Consider the following 16,235-nt stretch of genomic DNA (forward strand, 5'->3'; position numbering starts at 1 on the left):
GAAGGGCAGGTCGGTGGTTGCTAGCGCATGAAGAGATCAGCTTGGCTCATGCCGCGGATGATGGTTTGGGCGAAATACTTCGGGCGTCGGCTCGGACATCGTGCTCTGACTGTCGGTCAAGCTGTTCGCATGGGTGCAATGTGGGTGCGCGCCGACGGGAACGATCTCAAAGCCGGCGGCAATCAACTGAAGCTTCATCTCCTCAAAGTGCCGCTTTGAGCCGCTGACGATCGATTCGGGCGTGTAGTTCCACCCCTTGGCGGCGGCACTGGTCAGGACGTCGGCATACACGCGCATGCTGGCGATTTTCACGTCCGATTCCAGCAGTTGCCTGCACCCGCTTGCGAGTGACGGCGATTGGACGGCGGAAAAACCCAGGATCGTGCATGCCAGCACTATGGAAACAGGACGCATGGAAACCTCCCCTGATTGCAGTCTGTTGCAGCAAGGGAGTTTGGACCGAGTGCGCCTGCGGCGGGATCGGGCAGATGCGGTATTCACCCTCCCGCATTTGCAGTATTCTTTTGCAACGGCAGTAATCAGAGCTTGAATGCTTCCCAACAAAGCGGGTGCTTTCTCGGGAAGATAGCGTTTCCGCCGGCGGCAATGGCGGCGCGAATGAACAGCTCCACCTCGCGATCGCCATCCGAGGTGCGGGAGAGGGCGATTTGCTGCCCCTAGTTTAAGGACGCGGCGCCGACCGAGCCAAATGGCCAACAATCAGCCCACCGACAAGAAGGAGATCTTGGCAATCGAAACATGCCGGATTAGGAATATGACGGGATGCGGCCGATCGCCGACACGAGCGCCGGCTTGAGTCATGCGCATGAAATCGATCCTAATCGGGCTGGTACTTGCTGGGATGGTCGCATTCTCCGGCTGCAACACCGGCGGCGCATTACAGACTTTTCCCTCGGCCTATGGCGGCCTCACCGACGCCGGTTTCCGCATTCCGCCGGTTCCGATCTACAAGGTTGACCAAAAGCTCCGTCGGCAGACAGTGCCTTATGCGACTGACGAGGCGCCTGGCACCATCATTGTCGATACAGGAGCGAAGTTCCTCTACTACGTGTTGGGAGACGGTCAGGCGCTGCGCTACGGCATCGGCGTCGGCAAGGCGGGCTTCGAGTGGCATGGCACTGCTCACGTTGCCAGGAAGCGCGAATGGCCGGATTGGAGCGCGCCGTCCGCGATGATCGTGCGCGAGTGGAAGCAAGGCCGCGTCATACCGGCCCATTTGGAGGGCGGACTCATGAACCCGCTCGGGGCGCGGGCGCTCTATCTTTTCAACGAGAAGGGTGACACCGGATATCGCCTGCATGGTAGCCCTGAATGGTGGTCCATCGGCAAAGCCGTGTCGGCGGGCTGCATTCGCCTCATGAACCAGGACATCATCGATCTCTATGACCGCTCCACAATCGGCACCAAGGTGATCGTCATTTAGACGCCGCGTCTCCGTCTAACCGCGGCCTCGGCCGGCCTTGCCCCTCAACAGTGCCAAGCGGCGAACCAACTCTCAGGCTGCTTGCGACAGCGATTTGTGGGCCTCGGCCAGGATCTCGAACGACCGCATCCGCGTCGCATGGTCGAAAATCTGCGCCGTGACCATCAATTCGTCGGCGCCGGTGCGGCGCACGAAGGCGTCGATGCCTTGCTTGACTGTTTCCGGAGAGCCGACGACGGCGCAGGACAGCGCCTGATCAAGCATGGTCCTGGCCATCGGTTCGAGGTCACGCTCATATCCCTCGACTGGCGGCGGCAATCGGCCGGGCCGGCCGGTGCGCAGATTGACGAAGGCCTGCTGCTGCGACGTGAACAACAGCCGCGCCTCTGCGTCGGAGGGCGCCGCAAAGACGTTGAGGCCGAGCATGGCATAGGGCCTGTCGAGCTGTTCCGATGGCTGGAAGCGGGAGCGATAGATCTCCAGCGCATGGTCGAGTTCGGCCGGCGCGAAATGCGAGGCAAACGCATAGGGCAGGCCAAGCATGGCGGCGAGCTGCGCGCCATAGAGGCTGGAGCCCAGGATCCAGACCGGCACCTGCTCGCCTTCGCCCGGCACGGCGCGGATGCGCTGGCCGTCCTCGGCCGGCCGGAAATAGCCCATCAGCTCGACGACATCCTGCGGAAACGAGTCGGCGCCGGCCTCGAGGTTGCGGCGCAGCGCCCGCGCCGTAGCCATGTCGGTGCCCGGCGCGCGGCCGAGGCCAAGGTCGATGCGGCCCGGATAAAGAGCCGCCAGCGTGCCGAACTGTTCGGCGATGACTAGCGGCGAATGGTTGGGCAGCATGATGCCGCCAGCGCCGACGCGGATCGTCTTGGTACCGCCCGCGACATGGGCAATGACGACCGATGTGGCGGCGCTGGCGATGCCCGGCATGTTGTGGTGCTCGGCCAGCCAGTAGCGCTTGTAGCCCAGCCGCTCGGCATGGCGGGCAAGGTGGAGCGAATTGGCCAGCGACTGCGAAGCGCTGCTGCCTTCGACGATCGGCGACAGGTCGAGAACGGAAAGAGCGGTCATGGCCGGAATCCTGTGGACGACCGGATGTAGGAAGCGCCCGCCGAGGCCGCAAATTCAAAAAATTGATCGGAGCGCCGCGCATCCAGATCGAGCAGGACGCGCTCCAGAGACCGCTTCCCGGGTCATGTGCTAGCCCGCAGCCTTTTCCGTATCGGAAATCTCCTCGTCCTCAACCACCCCCGTGTGCTGGGCGGCCAGAAAATTGCCGACATGCCTGAGACCGTCGAAATGGTCGCAGAACACCTTGATGACGACCAGCAGCGGTACCGCCATCAGCGCGCCGACGAAGCCCCACAGCCACGACCAGAAGGCGATGGCGATGAAGATCGCCACCGCGTTGATCTCGAGCCGCCGGCCGACAACCATCGGCGTCACGAATTGGCCCTCGACGATGTCGCACAGCAGGACGAAGGCCGGCGCCAGCAGCGCGTAGGGGACAGTGTCGAAGCTGATCAGCGCGATGACAGTGACCAGCAATATGGTTGTCAGCGCGCCGACATAGGGCAGGAAGTTGAGCAGGGCGGCGGCGGCGCCCCAGACCAGCGGATTGGGCATGCCAAGTCCCCACAGGCCGAGGCCGGTCACCGTCCCGAGACCTGTATTGATGGCAGCGACAGTAAGCAGATAGTGCGAGATCTCGCGCTCGACGTCGTAGACGACGCGCAGCGCCCGCTTCTTCTCGGTGAGGCTGGAGAAGGACTGGACGATCTTCTCATAGAACATCGTGCCCGAGGCGAGCAGGAACAGCGACAGGACGAAGACGATGGTGATGCTGGTGCCTGCCGACAGGATGTTGCTTGCGGCCGAAGACAGGATGCCGGACTGCGCTACCGCGACCCTCTGCACGCCCGGCTCCTGCGACGTCTCGGTCAGCGCCTCCAGCTGATGCGAAATCTGCATGATCCTCTCGAACGGCTGCTTCAGCTGCGCCAGCCGTTCGGTGAGCTGCAAGCCGATCGACGAGGTGTTGTTGATGAGGTCGATGACCGGGCCGCTGAGCAGATAGCCGGCGCTGGCGACGAAAATAACCGACAGCAGCACCAGAAACGTCGCCGACAGCGCGTCGGGCACGCCGTGCTTGCGCAGGAAGCGCACGATCGGCGTCAGCGTCAGCGCCAGCAGGAAGGCGAGGATCACCGGCATAAAGAAGGAGCGGCCGAAATAGAGCGCATAGACGGCCAGCAGAATGAAGATGCCGACGAGCAGCAAACGTATCAGATGCGTATCCGCGCGCGCCTCGGCGCGCGAATCCTGGCTCTCGACTGCGCCGGCGCCCGAAGCGGTCGGATCGGCTTTCATCGCTTCCCCTCGGGCACGCCACACCTGCTGCGGCTCCTGGGCGGAAACGCCCTTGCGGCGGCAAGGTTCCGTTAGCCGGCAACGACGCAGGATCCTTGACGAGATCGGATAAGATCATGGTCAAACAACAGGATGGGGCCCGTCCCGATTCTGTCGGAATGGATTGAACAGGCTGAACAGGCTTTGGTGTCGAACTCTGTTCGCGGTTAGGCGACCGGCACGACCGCGGCGGGAGCGGCATTCGCGGTCTCCTTGCGTACGATCGGCGCCACCCTGGTGCCGTAGAGCTCGATCGCCTTCATGACCTTGGCGTGCGGCATGATGCCGATCGCCATCTGCAGCAGGAAACGGTCGTTGCCGAATATCCTGTGCTGGGCGACGATCTTCTCGGCCACCTGTTCGGGATTGCCGACGAACAGCGCACCCCTCGGGCCACGCGACTGGTCGAAATGCGCCCTCGACGTCGGACCCCAGCCGCGCTCGCGTCCGATGCGGTTCATCACCTCGGCCTGCGGCCGGTAGAAGTCGTCAGCCGCCTGTTCGGTGGTTTCGGCGATGAAGCCGTGCACGTTGAGGCTGGTGGCGAGATCAGCCGGATCATTGCCGGCCCGCCGCGCCGCTTCCCGATAGATATCGAACAGCGGCGCGAACCGCGCCGGCTCGCCGCCGATGATGGCCAGCGCCAGCGGCAGGCCGAGCGCGCCGGCGCGGGCGGCGGACTGCGGCGTGCCGCCGATCGCGATCCAGATCGACAATTTGTCCTGGAAGGGGCGCGGGTAGACGCTGCGATCATTGATCGGCGCGCGCAGCCTGCCCGACCACGTCACCTTGACGCTGTCGCGGATGGCGAGCAGCAGGTCGAGCTTTTCGGCAAAGAGCTCGTCGTAGTCGTCGAGATTGTAGCCAAACAGCGGGAAGGATTCGATGAACGAACCGCGACCGGCCATGATCTCGGCCCGGCCGCCGGACAAGAGGTCGAGCGTTGCAAACTGCTGGAAGACGCGCACCGGATCGTCGGAAGAAAGCACGGTAACCGCACTTGTCAGCTTAATGCGCTTACTACGCTCGGCCGCGGCGGCCAGCGCCACCACCGGTGCGGAGGCGGCATAGTCCGGACGGTGATGCTCGCCCAGCCCGAACACGTCGAGGCCGACCTGGTCGGCCAGCTCGATCTCCTCGATCAGGTTGCGCAGCCGCTCATGTGGGCCGATGGCGCCAGGACCTGGCTCCGGGCTGACGTCGGCGAAGGTGTAGAGACCAAGTTCCATGAGCATGCATCCTGACGGTTTGTTGTCACGCAGAGGTAGCGATCCATCTGTCGCGCCGCCAGAGGGGCGGATGGTGAACAGTGCATGCCGGTTTCGGCCGAAAAGGCGTCTCCCGGCTGCAACAGACAGAATTTCATGGCTGACATACCGTTTTGGCGCTTGAACTCTCGGTTTTCGCGCGTATGTAAGCGTCGCGAATTGACTTCAGGGAAGTGGACTTGGCTATCTACAGGGAAAAAGACATTTTCGAGCGGCGCAATGCCGCAAACGAGGCAAAAAAGGCGCTTCTGGAGCGCTTCAAGTCAAAGCCGGCGGCAGACGATCCTGCGGTGCTGGCACGACAGGCCGAACGCAAGGCGATCCTCGAAGCTCGTGCGATACGCGAGGCCGAAAAGGCCAGGCTGAAGCAGGAAAAGCTGGCGCGCGAAGCGGCCGAAAAGGCCGAACGCGAGGCGGCAGCGGAAGCAGCGCGGATCGCCGCAGAAGAAGCGGCGCAAGCGGAAGCGAAGATCCGCGAAGCCGAAGAAAACGAGCGTATCGCTCGTCTGCTTGCCGACGAGGCAGAGCGCAAGGCAAAGCGCGACGCGCGTTATGCGGCGCGCAAGCAGCGCACCGGCAGGACGCCTCCGGGCTTCTCCGCTCGCTAGCTTCCACAGCGCGGATCGATGGAATCAAAAACTCAGGGCCGCCTTGCAGCGGCCCTGAAGGCGTTTGTCTGCATGACAACTAGGCCGCGAGCTTCAGGCCCATGATGCCGCAGACGATCAGCGCGATGCAGGCCAGCCTGATCGCGGTCGCGGGTTCGCCGAGCAGCCAGATACCAAGCAGTGCAGTGCCGACGGTGCCGATACCGGTCCATACCGCATAGGCCGTGCCGACAGGCAGTGCCTTCAGCGCCAGGCCGAGCAAGGCAAGACTGACGATCATCGAGGCAACGGTCAGAACGGTCGGCAGCGGCTTCGAGAATCCGTCCGTATATTTGAGGCCGATGGCCCAGCCGATCTCGAACAGGCCGGCAAGGAAGAGAAAAGTCCACGACATCGGGAACGCTCCATCTGGATGGCGGGTCGTCCCGGCCGATTTTGGGGAAAGCGCGAAGTCGTCTTCGCCGGACGGATATAGAAATTCCCTCGCGTCGATCAACAGAACCGCTCCGCGGGATCTAAAGCGCTGCGCGTCCAATTGGACACGCAACGGACGCTCCAACACTTTGAATCGGCGCATGATCCTTTCCGAAACCGGTTGCGGTTTCAGGTCATGCGCCGATGCCGCCGCCGGCGACCCTTGCCCCGAAACGGGTTGGCTCGAGGCTTACTTGTACCCGAGACCTACTTGTCCTTGAGCTTCATCGCCTTGACCGGCGGCGCCTTCAGGGCCGGGGCCGGCGCGGGTTTCTTCGCATCCTTCTTCGGCTTGCGAGCTTCCTTGCCCGCCTTCATCGCACCTTTAGCCATGATTCGTTCCTCCGATTGCTGGCAGCGAAGTGAACCAAGAGAAACGCCCGACCGCAAGAGGGCGTTTCCTGCCGTTCGCGCTAGCCTGCAACTGTCAGCCGGTTTCTAATTCGCTCGTAAACCGCTTCGGTCCGTGCGATGGTCTCTTCGCACTGCAACATCAGCCCGTGCTTTCGCCGGGGGGCCAAGCAGGCCGGTCAGGACGACAATGCGAATCCACATCGGCTGCGAGATGAGCTTCGACTTTCCGCAGGAGACGCCGCTGATCGCGATGCTCAACGTCCACTATTCCCGCGCCTCCGATCTCGAGCGGCCGGATTTCCTGACCTCCAACCCACCGGTGCCGGTCGAAAGCTATCGCGACAGCTTCGGCAATTGGTGCAACCGCTTGGTCGCCCCACCTGGACGCTTCACCTTCGGCACGGATGCGGTGATCCGCGACCCCGGCAGCTTCGAGATGGCCGACCTCATGGCCTGGCAGCACGAGGTGCGCGACCTGCCTTCGGATACGCTGCTGTTCCTGCTGCCCAGCCGCTATTGCGAGAGCGACGTGCTGGCGAACGAGGCATGGCGATTGTTTGGCAACACTGCGCCTGGCATTCCACGAGTGCAGGCGGTCTGCGATTTCGTTCACAACCACATCGTCTTCAACTACGGCAATGCGCGACCGACGCGCACAGCGGCCGAGGCTTATCGCGAGCAAAGCGGTGTCTGCCGCGATTTTGCGCATCTTGCCGTTGCCTTCTGCCGCGCGTTGAACATCCCGACCCGCTACTGCACCGGCTACATCAGCGACATTGGCCTGCCGAAACCGTGGGCAGACATGGATTTCGCCGCCTGGATGGAGGTCTATCTCGGTGGCCGCTGGCACGCCTTCGACCCGCGCAACAACGCCCCGCGTATCGGCCGGATCCTGATAGCCTCCGGCCGCGATGCTGCCGACGTACCGCTGACCCATATTTTCGGACCGGGCGTGCTGGCCGGGTTCAGGGTGTGGACGGACGAGGTCATCGAGTAAGTTCCTGCCTCGCACGCTTGAACGACCGGACAGCTCACACGTTGTGAATGCTTGTGGAGCTTCGGCAGGTTGGCCGGTAAGCTCCCGGCATCGGACAGGTCAGCACACCATGGCGGCGCATGGCAGGTCGAAAAAGGTCATTTACGCGGCGCTCGCCGGCAATCTCGCGATCGCGCTGACAAAGTTCGCTGCCGCTTTCTTCACCGGCAGTTCGGCGATGCTGTCCGAGGGTGTGCACTCGCTGGTCGACACCGGCAATGGCGGCTTGTTGCTCTACGGCATGCACCGCGCCACCCGCCCGCCTGACCGTACGCATCCGCTCGGCCACGGCCGCGAGTTGTATTTCTGGAGCTTTATCGTCGCGCTTCTCGTCTTTGCCCTAGGGGCCGGCATATCCTTCTACGAAGGCGTTGTGCATATCATGGCGCCTGAGCCGATCGCCAATGTCAGGGTGAATTACGTCGTGCTTGGGCTTTCCTTCCTGTTCGAAGGCAGTTCGTGGTTGGTGGCGCTCAGGGAATTCCATTTCGAAAAAGGCAGCCTCGGCTGGATCGAGGCGGTGCGGCTCAGCAAGGATCCGAGCGTCTACACCGTGCTGTTCGAGGACAGCGCAGCGCTTCTCGGCCTGATGGTGGCCTTCGCCGGCATATTGGCGGCGGAACTGCTGGGTGTTCCGGAGCTTGACGGCGCCGCCTCTATCGGCATCGGGCTCATCCTGGGCGCGACCGCGATCTTCCTGGCGCGCGAAAGCAAGAGCTTGCTTTTGGGCGAACCAGCCTCGCCCGAGGTGCAGAAGAAAGTGCTGACTATTGCCCAGCAGGACCAGGCGGTGCAGCGGGTGAACGGCGCATTGACGCTGCATATGGGTCCGCACGAGATTGTCGCCGCCTTGAGCATCGAGTTCGAAGATCATCTATCGGCGCCGGAGATCGAGGCCTGCGTCGAGCGTATCGAGGCGCGGCTGAAGGAGGAGATGCCCGAGATCACACGGCTGTTCATCAAACCGCAGACGGAGGGAACCTGGGAACGGCGAAGCAAGGCCATGGCAGCGGCAGCCGGAGAAGAACCGGTTTGAGGATGGATGTGCAATCGGCAGCCAGATATCATCACGCGGAAAACCTCTTGGAGGAGCAAAGATGAAAATCGACGGCGGGTGCCATTGCGGCGCCATCACTTACGAAGCGGAGGTCGATCCGGAAAAGACCTCGATCTGCCACTGCACGGATTGCCAAAAACTCACCGGAACAGCGTTTCGGGTGACAGTGCCGGCGTCTGAGGACCACTACCGGATCACCAAGGGTACGCCCAAGATCTACATCAAGACCGGATCGAGCGGCGCCAAGCGTGCCCAGGCCTTCTGTGACAATTGCGGGTCTCATCTCTATGCCACGTCGGTCGGCGAGGGGCCGAAAATCTACGGCATCAGGGTTGGCACGGCGCGACAGCGCGAAGAGTTGGTTCCGAGAAAGCAGATATGGCACCGCTCGGCGCTGCACTGGCTGCCGGAATTCGAAGGTACGACGATTGTGGAGGAGCAATAGAGCTTCGGACCCAAAAGTGGGAACCGATTTTGGGAAGATCCGAGGCTCAAAACAAAAAGATTGAGCGGCGCCACGATTCGGCTTGAGAGCCTGCCGCTCTATCGCCGGATCCGGCGTGGCGCTCAGTCGTCGCCTTCTACGACCCTCAGCCGCAGCTGCCCGGTTTTCGAATCGGCGACACGTGCGCCCGTTTCGACTTTTGCGACGGCACCGTGTGAAGTATCGGCGTCACTTTCGCCAGGCTGCACGCCAAACTCCAGCGCCTCGATCTTCTGGCCGCGTTTGGTCACCTTCGACGTCGACACCAGGATATCGTCGATGTCCTTGGCGGACTGGCCGAAATGCGTCTGCAGCTTGCGCACCCGCTCGTCGAGGCGCGAGACATCCTCCGTCAGCCGGACGACCTCGCCCTGGATCAGATGCGCCTGCTCGCGCATGCGGGCGTCCTTGAGGATCGCCTGGATGACCTGGATCGACAGCATCAGCAGCGACGGTGAGACGATGACGATGCGGGCGCGGTGCGCCTTGTGGACGATCGCCTCGAAATTCTCATGGATCTCGGCAAACACCGATTCCGACGGCACGAACATGAAGGCGGTGTCCTGGGTCTCGCCCTGGATCAGGTATTTTTCGGCGATATCGCGGACATGCATCTCGATGTCGCGGCGAAACGCCTGCGCGGCTGCCTTCTGCAATTCGGCGCCGTCGGCGGCACGAATGGCATTCCAGGCCTCCAGCGGAAACTTTGCGTCGATAGCAAGCGAGGGCGCGCCGTTCGGCATCTTCACCAGGCAGTCGGGCCGGCTGCCATTCGACAGGGTCGCCTGGAATTCGTAGGTGCCGTGCGGCAGGCCGTCGGCAACGATCGCCTCCATGCGCGATTGGCCGAAGGCGCCGCGCGTCTGCTTGTTGGAGAGGATGGCCTGCAGTTGCACGACCTGGCCGGCGAGCGACTGGATGTTGCCTTGCGCCGTGTCGATGACCGCAAGCCGCTCCTGCAGTTTGGCAAGGCTCTCATGTGTCGATTTCGTCTGCTCGGTCATGGTCTGGCCGAGGCGGCCGGTCATCGCGTCGAGGCGCTGGCCGATCGACTGCGTGAGTTCGGCCTGCCGGGCGCCGAACACTTCGGCGATGGCGCCCATGCGGCCCTGCATTTCGGCCTGGCTTTGCAGGATGCCGGCCATCCGCGCCTCGGCGTCGCGGGCATGGTCGGCCGCTTCAGCAGCTGCAATCGTGCGCGCCCTGGCTGACCGCCACAGCGCGACGATGAGCGCCACGAACAGGCCAAGAAACAGCATCGAGCCGAAAGCCAGGGCGTGGCCGAGCGTCATCGTGGTGGCGCCGAGCCGGGCGACCGGTTCGGAAAGGATCGAGGTCAGCTCATTCATGCCGGCCAGCATAGATGATTCGGGCCGCCGGCACAGATCAAAACGGGAACAGTCTTCAAGCGCCCAGGTTGACGCTTTTCGTGCGAGGTCTTAGGTGAGACTGATGTCGATCAAGCCGCTCATCATCCTTCCCGATCCCGTCCTCCGCCAGCTTTCAAGGCCGGTCGAGCGCGTCGACGCTGACTTGCGCAAACTGGCGGACGACATGCTGGCAACCATGTATGACGCGCCGGGCATCGGCCTGGCGGCGATCCAGGTCGGCGAGCCGCTGCGCATGCTGGTGATCGACCTTGCCAAGGAAGACGAGGCGCCGGCGCCGCATGTCTTCATCAATCCGGAGATACTCGATAGCGCCGATCAGCGCTCGGTCTATGAGGAAGGCTGCCTGTCGATCCCGGATTACTATGCCGAAGTCGAGCGCCCGGCGGCCGTGCGGGTGAAGTATCTCGATCGCGACGGCAAGCTGCAAGAGATCGAAGCCGAAGGCCTGATGGCCACCTGTTTGCAGCACGAGATCGACCACCTCAATGGGGTGTTGTTCATCGACCACATCTCCAAGCTGAAGCGCGACATGGTGGTGAAGAAGTTCAAGAAGCTCGCCAGGGACAAAGCGCCGGGCAAGACGGTGGGATAGGGGCGTCATTCGATTCTCGACCGAGTTCGATGCCTTTTGCGCCTAATTCCAAGGCGAATGCTCGGGACTCAGGCGAAAACGCCAAAAGAACGATAAAGCTTCAGCAATTTGGGATGGCGAATCTCATGTTGAATGGGGATTCTGGCGTGATATCATTGATATCAAAAGGAGGTATCCACTTATGGGCGACATGCTGATTCGCGGGATCGATTCGGAATTGAAACGACGTCTTGAGGAAAGCGCGCGGCTGAACAAGCGCAGCCTTTCCGAGGAGGCGGTCGTTTTGATACAAAAAGGGTTTTCAATTCAACACGCTAGCACTGAAAAGGCGGGGGATCGCCTTTACTCGCTTGTCGGAAATAGTAATTTCACTGACGACGAAATCCAGGAAATCGCGAGATCACGAAAAGAGCCTGATCGTAGGCCACCTGATTTCCGGTGATGCTCTGAATGATAGTATTGGACACCAATGTCATATCAGACGTTTTTTCGCGGCAACGAAGCCAAAAAGTTCTCAACTGGTTGAACGCACAAGAGCCGGCGACTCTTTTTCTTTCCACTATTGTTTTTGCGGAGCTTTATTTCGGGGCATACCTTGTCCAGGAGGCCGCGCGCCGAGACGGTCTCCTCCAAAGCATTTTTAGGATCAGGGGCGAATTTTCTGGTCGAATCCTGGTTTTTGGCGATGTCCCTGCGGAACAGTACGGCCGCATTACTGCTACGAGGCGGCTAGCTGGCAAACCTATCGAAACCAAAGACGCCATGATTGCCGCGATTTGCCTGGCCCACGACGCCACGCTTGCAACCCGCAATGTTCGCGACTTCGACGGGCTTGACCTGAAGCTGGTAAACCCGTTTGAAGCGGGTGCCTGATCTGACTCAGGCTGAGAACAGGATCGCGGAAGAAAAATGCCGCTTCGCGTCATCTTCATGGGTACGCCGGAATTCTCCGTGCCGACGTTGCGGGCGATCGCCGAGGCCGGGCATGAACTGGCCGCCGTCTACACGCAGCCGCCGCGCGCCGCTGGCCGGCGCGGGCTGGAACTGACGCCCTCGCCGGTGCAGCGCGAGGCGGAGCGGTTGGGCATCGAGGCGCGGACGCCGGTGTCGCTGAGAAGCGAGGCCGAGCAGGAAGCCTTTCGCACCTTGCGGGCCGATGTCGCCGTCGTCGTCGCCTATGGATTGCTTCTGCCCAAGCCTATTCTGGAGGCGACAAGGCTCGGCTGCCTGAACGGCCATGCATCGCTGTTGCCGCGCTGGCGCGGCGCCGCACCCATCCAGCGCGCCATCATTGCGGGCGACACCGAGACAGGTATGGTGGTGATGCGCATGGAGGAAGGCCTGGACACCGGTCCGGTGGCAATGGTTGAAAAATGCGCCATTGGACCCGATATGACGGCCGGCGAGCTGCGCGATCGTCTGATGGAAGTCTGCGCGACGCTGATGATTGAGGCGCTGGCGCGGCTGGAGAGAAACACCCTGACATTTACCACCCAGGCGGCGTCGGGGGTGACCTACGCCAAAAAGATCGATAAATCGGAGACGCGCGTGGACTGGACGCGGCCAGCTGTCGAAGTCCACAATCATATTCGCGGCCTGTCGCCGTTTCCCGGCGCCTGGTGCGAGCCCGAAATTGGCGGCCGCACGGAACGGCTGAAACTGCTTCGCTCGACGCTTTCTGATGGCGCCGGCGTTCCGGGAGGAATTCTCGATGACCGGCTGACGGTCGCCTGCGGGTCAGGTGCGATCAGGCTGGTCGAAGTTCAACGGGCGGGCGGAATGCCCGCCGCCGCGCAGGAGTTTTTGCGTGGAGCCAAGCTCGAAAAAGGAATGAAACTCTCATGAGCATGATGTCGATACGTGCGGCGACGCCGCGGGATCGCGAGGCGATCCGCCTCGTCGAGGAGCACGCATTCGGCCAGCAGACGGAGGCCGGACTGGTCGACGCGCTGGTCACCGGCGGCGATGCCGTCGTCGAACTGGTGGCCGACGAGGACGGGCAGGTGGTCGGCCACATCCTGTTTTCGCGGCTCTTCGTGCAAAACGGCGGCAAGAGCTTCCCCGCGGTGGCGCTGGCCCCTCTGGCGGTCGAGCCGTCTTTCCATGGCACAGGCATTGGCGGCGCGCTGATCCGCGAGGCGCATATCCGCCTGAAGGAGGCCGGCGAGGTGCTGGCCGTGGTGCTTGGCGACCCCGCCTATTATGGCCGTTTCGGCTACAGCCGCGCGCGCGCCGAAAAATTCGAAAGCGAATACCAGGGCGAAGCGTTGCAGGCACTGGCCTGGGGCGAGGCGCCCGAGACCGGCAAGCTGGTCTACGCTTCGGCTTTCGGCTCCGCGCTCGCCGCTTAGGCGAGGTCAAGCAATCACCGGAGATGCCGCGTTTTCGCCTCGACATCGAATATGACGGCAGCCTCTATGCCGGCTGGCAGCGCCAGGCCAACCAGCCTTCGGTGCAGCAGGCCATCGAAGAGGCGATCGAGAAATTTTGCGGCGAACGGGTTTCGCTGCGCGGCGCCGGCCGCACCGATGCCGGCGTCCACGCGACTGGCCAGGTGGCACATGTCGATCTCATCAAGGCGTGGCCTGATGACAAGGTGCGCGACGCCGTCAACGCCCATCTGCAAGCGGCCAAGGCGCGCATCGCCATCCTGGGGGCGACCGTCGTTCCGGACGGGTTCGACGCGCGTTTCTCGGCGACCGGCCGCCACTATCTCTACCGTATCGTCAACCGGCGAGCCCCTGCGGCGCTCGACAAGGGCAAGATCTGGTGGGTGCCGAAGCGCCTTGACGCCTCTGCCATGCACGAGGCCGCAAAAGTGCTGCTTGGGCGGCATGATTTCACCACCTTCCGCTCGACCCAGTGCCAGGCCGATAATCCGGTCCGGACACTCGATCGGCTGGATGTCAGCCGGGTCGGCGACGTGATCGAGGTGAGAGCCTCGGCACGCTCGTTCCTGCACAATCAGGTACGCTCGATGGTCGGTTCGCTGAAGCGTGTCGGCGAGGGCGGCTGGACCGTTGCTGACCTGAGGGCTGCGCTCGCCGCGCGCGACCGCGCCGCCTGTGGCCAGGTGGCGCCGCCCGATGGGCTTTTTCTGGTAGGTGTCGACTATCCAGAAGAGTTCTAAGTCCCGACGTCGCCCGGCACGCTGATGCCGAGCAGTGCCTGTAGGCTGAACAGGACAGCCAGCGATGCCACGAACATACCGGCGAAGACAGCGGTGCCGACCGCTGCACCCCTACCGATGACGGCGTTGGTCATCCGCCAGGTCAGCACCATCGACAGGGCAAAAAGGACAAGCGACACCACGTTGGCGAACTCGTTGGTGGACGGCAGAAAGAGCCTGATCAGCGCAGACGGCAGCATCATCCAGGCGACGATCGCCGACGCCCAGTTGCTGGCGACGACATAGTGGACGAAGCGGCCGCCGATGCCGGCGCGCGGCGCGACCAGGGCGAGGCCGACAAGCGGCAACACCCAGGAGCCGATGTCGACGGCAGCCAGTCGGAGCAGCATGCTGAAACGTCCCGCGAATGCGCTCGGGTCGCCAATCTCGTTGGCGATGCCGACCCAGCCGACGATCAGGGCCGGCGCCGCGACGACGATGGCGAAGAAGGAATTCCAGAAACCGTCCGCCGAGAGGTCGAGCAGGCGCAACCCGTCGGCCTTGCCGAGCATCAGCCGCCAGGCGCCAGCCAGCGAAGCATAGGTTTCGTCTGCCGAAAGCATGATTACGATACGCCTTGCCCGAACCAGTCATCGATGAAGCGCTGGTATATCTGCGTCAGCGTCTCGAGGTCGGCAACCGCTACGCGCTCATCGACCATGTGCATGGTCTTGCCGACCAGTCCGAACTCGACCACCGGACAGTAGTCCTTGATGAAGCGGGCGTCGGAGGTGCCGCCGGAGGTGGAGAGCTCCGGTTTCCTGCCGATCACCGCCTTGACCGAACCGCTCAGCGTGTCGACCAGCCGGTCGTCGCGGGTGAGGAAGACGTGGCTCGGCCGGTCGCGCCAGACGAGCTCGTAGTCGACCGGCGTCTTCTTGCCGGTCCGGTATTTCCTGCGCTTGGCCGCCTGGTCGAGGCGGTTGTGGATTTCCGCCTGGATGGTCTCGGCGGTCCATGTGTCGTTGAAGCGGATGTTGAAGGTGGCTGTCGCCTTCGCCGGAATGACATTGGTGGCCGGATTGCCGACATCGATCGACGTCACCTCCAGATTGGTCGGCTGGAAATCCTTTGTCCCCCTGTCGAAGACCGGATGCAGCAAGGCGTCGACCAGCGTCATCAATCCGCGTACCGGATTGTCGGCGAGCTGTGGATAGGCGGCGTGGCCCTGGCGGCCGTTGACGATCACGTCACCGGACAACGAGCCGCGCCGGCCGATCTTGATCATGTCGCCGAGCGCGTCCGGGTTGGTCGGTTCGCCGACGATCGAGGCGTCCCATTTCTCGCCCTTGGCAGCCGCCCATTCGAGCAGCTTTGTCGTGCCGTTGATGGCCGGCCCCTCTTCGTCGCCGGTGATCAGCAGCGAGATCGAACCCTTCGGGCCGCCCTTTTGCCCGACATGACGCGCCACAGCCGCGATAAAACAGGCGATGCCGCCCTTCATGTCGACGGCGCCGCGGCCGAACATCTCGCCATTGGCGATCTCGGCGGCAAAGGGCGGGTGCGTCCAGGACACTTGGTCGCCGACCGGCACCACATCGGTATGACCGGCGAACATCAGATGCGGACCGTTGCCGGAGCGCCGCGCGTAGAGATTTTCGATATCCGGCGTGCCGTCTTCCGAAAACACCGGCCGCTCGACAGAAAAGCCTAGCGGCCTCAGCATCTTCTCCAGCGCGCTAAGCGCACCGCCTTCTGCGGGCGTTACGGAGGCGCAGCGGATCAGGGCGGCGAGGTTTCTGGCGGGGTCGGTCGGCAGACTCATGGGCAAAGCGATAGTCGAAAGCAGGAGACCTGTCACGGCCAGACATGAAGACCCCAGGGCTTCGAACTCGGGTTAACGCGCTTTAGGGATTGCGGTTGATCTGATTCCATGGGGCTTCCATGATTCGGAGCCCTGTCATGACCATTGCCGCCCTCGAAGGATTTGAGAAGCCACGCCTGAA

The 16,235-nt window shown here is 62.7% G+C and carries 20 protein-coding genes; 11 read left to right on the forward strand and 9 right to left on the reverse strand.

The annotated features are described in order from the left end of the window. Nucleotides 1–36 precede the first annotated feature (36 nt). A complete protein-coding gene (locus EN859_RS31385) occupies nucleotides 37–414 on the reverse strand; it encodes a hypothetical protein (protein WP_127856482.1) in 378 nt (125 codons plus the stop codon). A 406-nt stretch (nucleotides 415–820) separates the two neighbouring features. Here EN859_RS31385 and EN859_RS31390 point away from each other — a divergent pair, with 406 nt between their 5' ends. Then, nucleotides 821–1,444 (forward strand): L,D-transpeptidase, encoded by a 624-nt coding sequence (locus EN859_RS31390; RefSeq protein WP_127856483.1) that lies wholly within the window; start codon nucleotides 821–823, stop codon nucleotides 1,442–1,444. A 72-nt stretch (nucleotides 1,445–1,516) separates the two neighbouring features. On the opposite strand, the gene EN859_RS31395 is transcribed toward EN859_RS31390, so the two are convergent. The 3 genes from EN859_RS31395 to EN859_RS31405 form a co-directional block, all read right to left on the reverse strand. Continuing rightward, nucleotides 1,517–2,518, reverse strand: a complete 1,002-nt coding sequence (locus EN859_RS31395; RefSeq protein ID WP_127856484.1) for an LLM class flavin-dependent oxidoreductase — start codon at nucleotides 2,516–2,518, stop codon at nucleotides 1,517–1,519. Nucleotides 2,519–2,647: 129 nt separating this feature from the next. Further along, nucleotides 2,648–3,817, reverse strand: a complete 1,170-nt coding sequence (locus tag EN859_RS31400) for an AI-2E family transporter (RefSeq protein ID WP_127856485.1) — start codon at nucleotides 3,815–3,817, stop codon at nucleotides 2,648–2,650. Between the two features lie 206 nt (nucleotides 3,818–4,023). Then, nucleotides 4,024–5,085 carry an LLM class flavin-dependent oxidoreductase gene (locus EN859_RS31405; protein WP_127856486.1) on the reverse strand — a complete coding sequence of 354 codons (1,062 nt, stop codon included), beginning with the start codon at nucleotides 5,083–5,085 and terminating at the stop codon, nucleotides 4,024–4,026. A gap of 218 nt (nucleotides 5,086–5,303) precedes the next feature. On the opposite strand from EN859_RS31405, the gene EN859_RS31410 reads away from it, so the two are divergent. Next, entirely contained in the window at nucleotides 5,304–5,732 is a 429-nt protein-coding gene (locus tag EN859_RS31410) for a DUF6481 family protein (RefSeq protein ID WP_097571857.1), read from the forward strand. Between the two features lie 79 nt (nucleotides 5,733–5,811). On the opposite strand, the gene sugE is transcribed toward EN859_RS31410, so the two are convergent. Continuing rightward, the gene (gene sugE / locus EN859_RS31415; RefSeq protein ID WP_127856487.1) at nucleotides 5,812–6,126 is read right to left on the reverse strand and encodes a quaternary ammonium compound efflux SMR transporter SugE; all 315 of its coding nucleotides are present in this window, start codon (nucleotides 6,124–6,126) and stop codon (nucleotides 5,812–5,814) included. 287 nt (nucleotides 6,127–6,413) lie between these two features. Then, nucleotides 6,414–6,539, reverse strand: a complete 126-nt coding sequence (locus EN859_RS40325) for a hypothetical protein (RefSeq protein WP_013528464.1) — start codon at nucleotides 6,537–6,539, stop codon at nucleotides 6,414–6,416. 208 nt (nucleotides 6,540–6,747) lie between these two features. On the opposite strand from EN859_RS40325, the gene EN859_RS31425 reads away from it, so the two are divergent. The 3 genes from EN859_RS31425 (at nucleotide 6,748) to EN859_RS31435 (ending at nucleotide 9,098) form a co-directional block, all read left to right on the forward strand. Further along, the gene (locus tag EN859_RS31425; RefSeq protein ID WP_127856488.1) at nucleotides 6,748–7,557 is read left to right on the forward strand and encodes a transglutaminase family protein; all 810 of its coding nucleotides are present in this window, start codon (nucleotides 6,748–6,750) and stop codon (nucleotides 7,555–7,557) included. A gap of 109 nt (nucleotides 7,558–7,666) precedes the next feature. Continuing rightward, a complete protein-coding gene (locus EN859_RS31430) occupies nucleotides 7,667–8,632 on the forward strand; it encodes a cation diffusion facilitator family transporter (RefSeq protein ID WP_127856489.1) in 966 nt (321 codons plus the stop codon). A 61-nt stretch (nucleotides 8,633–8,693) separates the two neighbouring features. Continuing rightward, nucleotides 8,694–9,098 carry a GFA family protein gene (locus EN859_RS31435; protein ID WP_127856490.1) on the forward strand — a complete coding sequence of 135 codons (405 nt, stop codon included), beginning with the start codon at nucleotides 8,694–8,696 and terminating at the stop codon, nucleotides 9,096–9,098. 122 nt (nucleotides 9,099–9,220) lie between these two features. On the opposite strand, the gene EN859_RS31440 is transcribed toward EN859_RS31435, so the two are convergent. Beyond that, a complete protein-coding gene (locus EN859_RS31440; protein WP_127856491.1) occupies nucleotides 9,221–10,486 on the reverse strand; it encodes a DNA recombination protein RmuC in 1,266 nt (421 codons plus the stop codon). 103 nt (nucleotides 10,487–10,589) lie between these two features. Between EN859_RS31440 and def the strand changes: the two genes are divergently transcribed. From def to truA, 6 genes are all read left to right on the forward strand, one after another. Continuing rightward, nucleotides 10,590–11,120 carry a peptide deformylase gene (def, locus tag EN859_RS31445; protein ID WP_127856492.1) on the forward strand — a complete coding sequence of 177 codons (531 nt, stop codon included), beginning with the start codon at nucleotides 10,590–10,592 and terminating at the stop codon, nucleotides 11,118–11,120. 181 nt (nucleotides 11,121–11,301) lie between these two features. Then, complete coding sequence (locus EN859_RS31450; protein ID WP_127856493.1) at nucleotides 11,302–11,562, forward strand: plasmid stabilization protein; 261 nt, start codon at nucleotides 11,302–11,304, stop codon at nucleotides 11,560–11,562. 8 nt (nucleotides 11,563–11,570) lie between these two features. Further along, a complete protein-coding gene (locus EN859_RS31455) occupies nucleotides 11,571–11,993 on the forward strand; it encodes a type II toxin-antitoxin system VapC family toxin (protein ID WP_127856494.1) in 423 nt (140 codons plus the stop codon). A gap of 36 nt (nucleotides 11,994–12,029) precedes the next feature. Continuing rightward, nucleotides 12,030–12,965, forward strand: coding sequence for a methionyl-tRNA formyltransferase (gene fmt / locus EN859_RS31460; protein WP_127856495.1), 936 nt, complete (start codon nucleotides 12,030–12,032; stop codon nucleotides 12,963–12,965). After that, nucleotides 12,962–13,471: an N-acetyltransferase gene (locus EN859_RS31465; RefSeq protein WP_127856496.1), complete on the forward strand. Its 510-nt coding sequence runs from the start codon at nucleotides 12,962–12,964 to the stop codon at nucleotides 13,469–13,471. Before fmt ends, EN859_RS31465 begins: the two co-directional genes overlap by 4 nt. A gap of 23 nt (nucleotides 13,472–13,494) precedes the next feature. After that, nucleotides 13,495–14,250: a tRNA pseudouridine(38-40) synthase TruA gene (gene truA / locus EN859_RS31470; RefSeq protein WP_127856497.1), complete on the forward strand. Its 756-nt coding sequence runs from the start codon at nucleotides 13,495–13,497 to the stop codon at nucleotides 14,248–14,250. Here truA and EN859_RS31475 read toward each other — a convergent pair. Next, complete coding sequence (locus tag EN859_RS31475; protein WP_127856498.1) at nucleotides 14,247–14,852, reverse strand: transporter; 606 nt, start codon at nucleotides 14,850–14,852, stop codon at nucleotides 14,247–14,249. The genes truA and EN859_RS31475 overlap by 4 nt on opposite strands. Before the next feature lie 2 nt (nucleotides 14,853–14,854). Continuing rightward, nucleotides 14,855–16,054 (reverse strand): succinyl-diaminopimelate desuccinylase, encoded by a 1,200-nt coding sequence (gene dapE / locus EN859_RS31480; RefSeq protein WP_127856499.1) that lies wholly within the window; start codon nucleotides 16,052–16,054, stop codon nucleotides 14,855–14,857. Nucleotides 16,055–16,235 lie beyond the last annotated feature (181 nt).

It is taken from the genome of Mesorhizobium sp. M00.F.Ca.ET.216.01.1.1, assembly GCF_004010325.2.
In the GTDB taxonomy this organism is placed as follows: Bacteria; Pseudomonadota; Alphaproteobacteria; order Rhizobiales; family Rhizobiaceae; genus Mesorhizobium.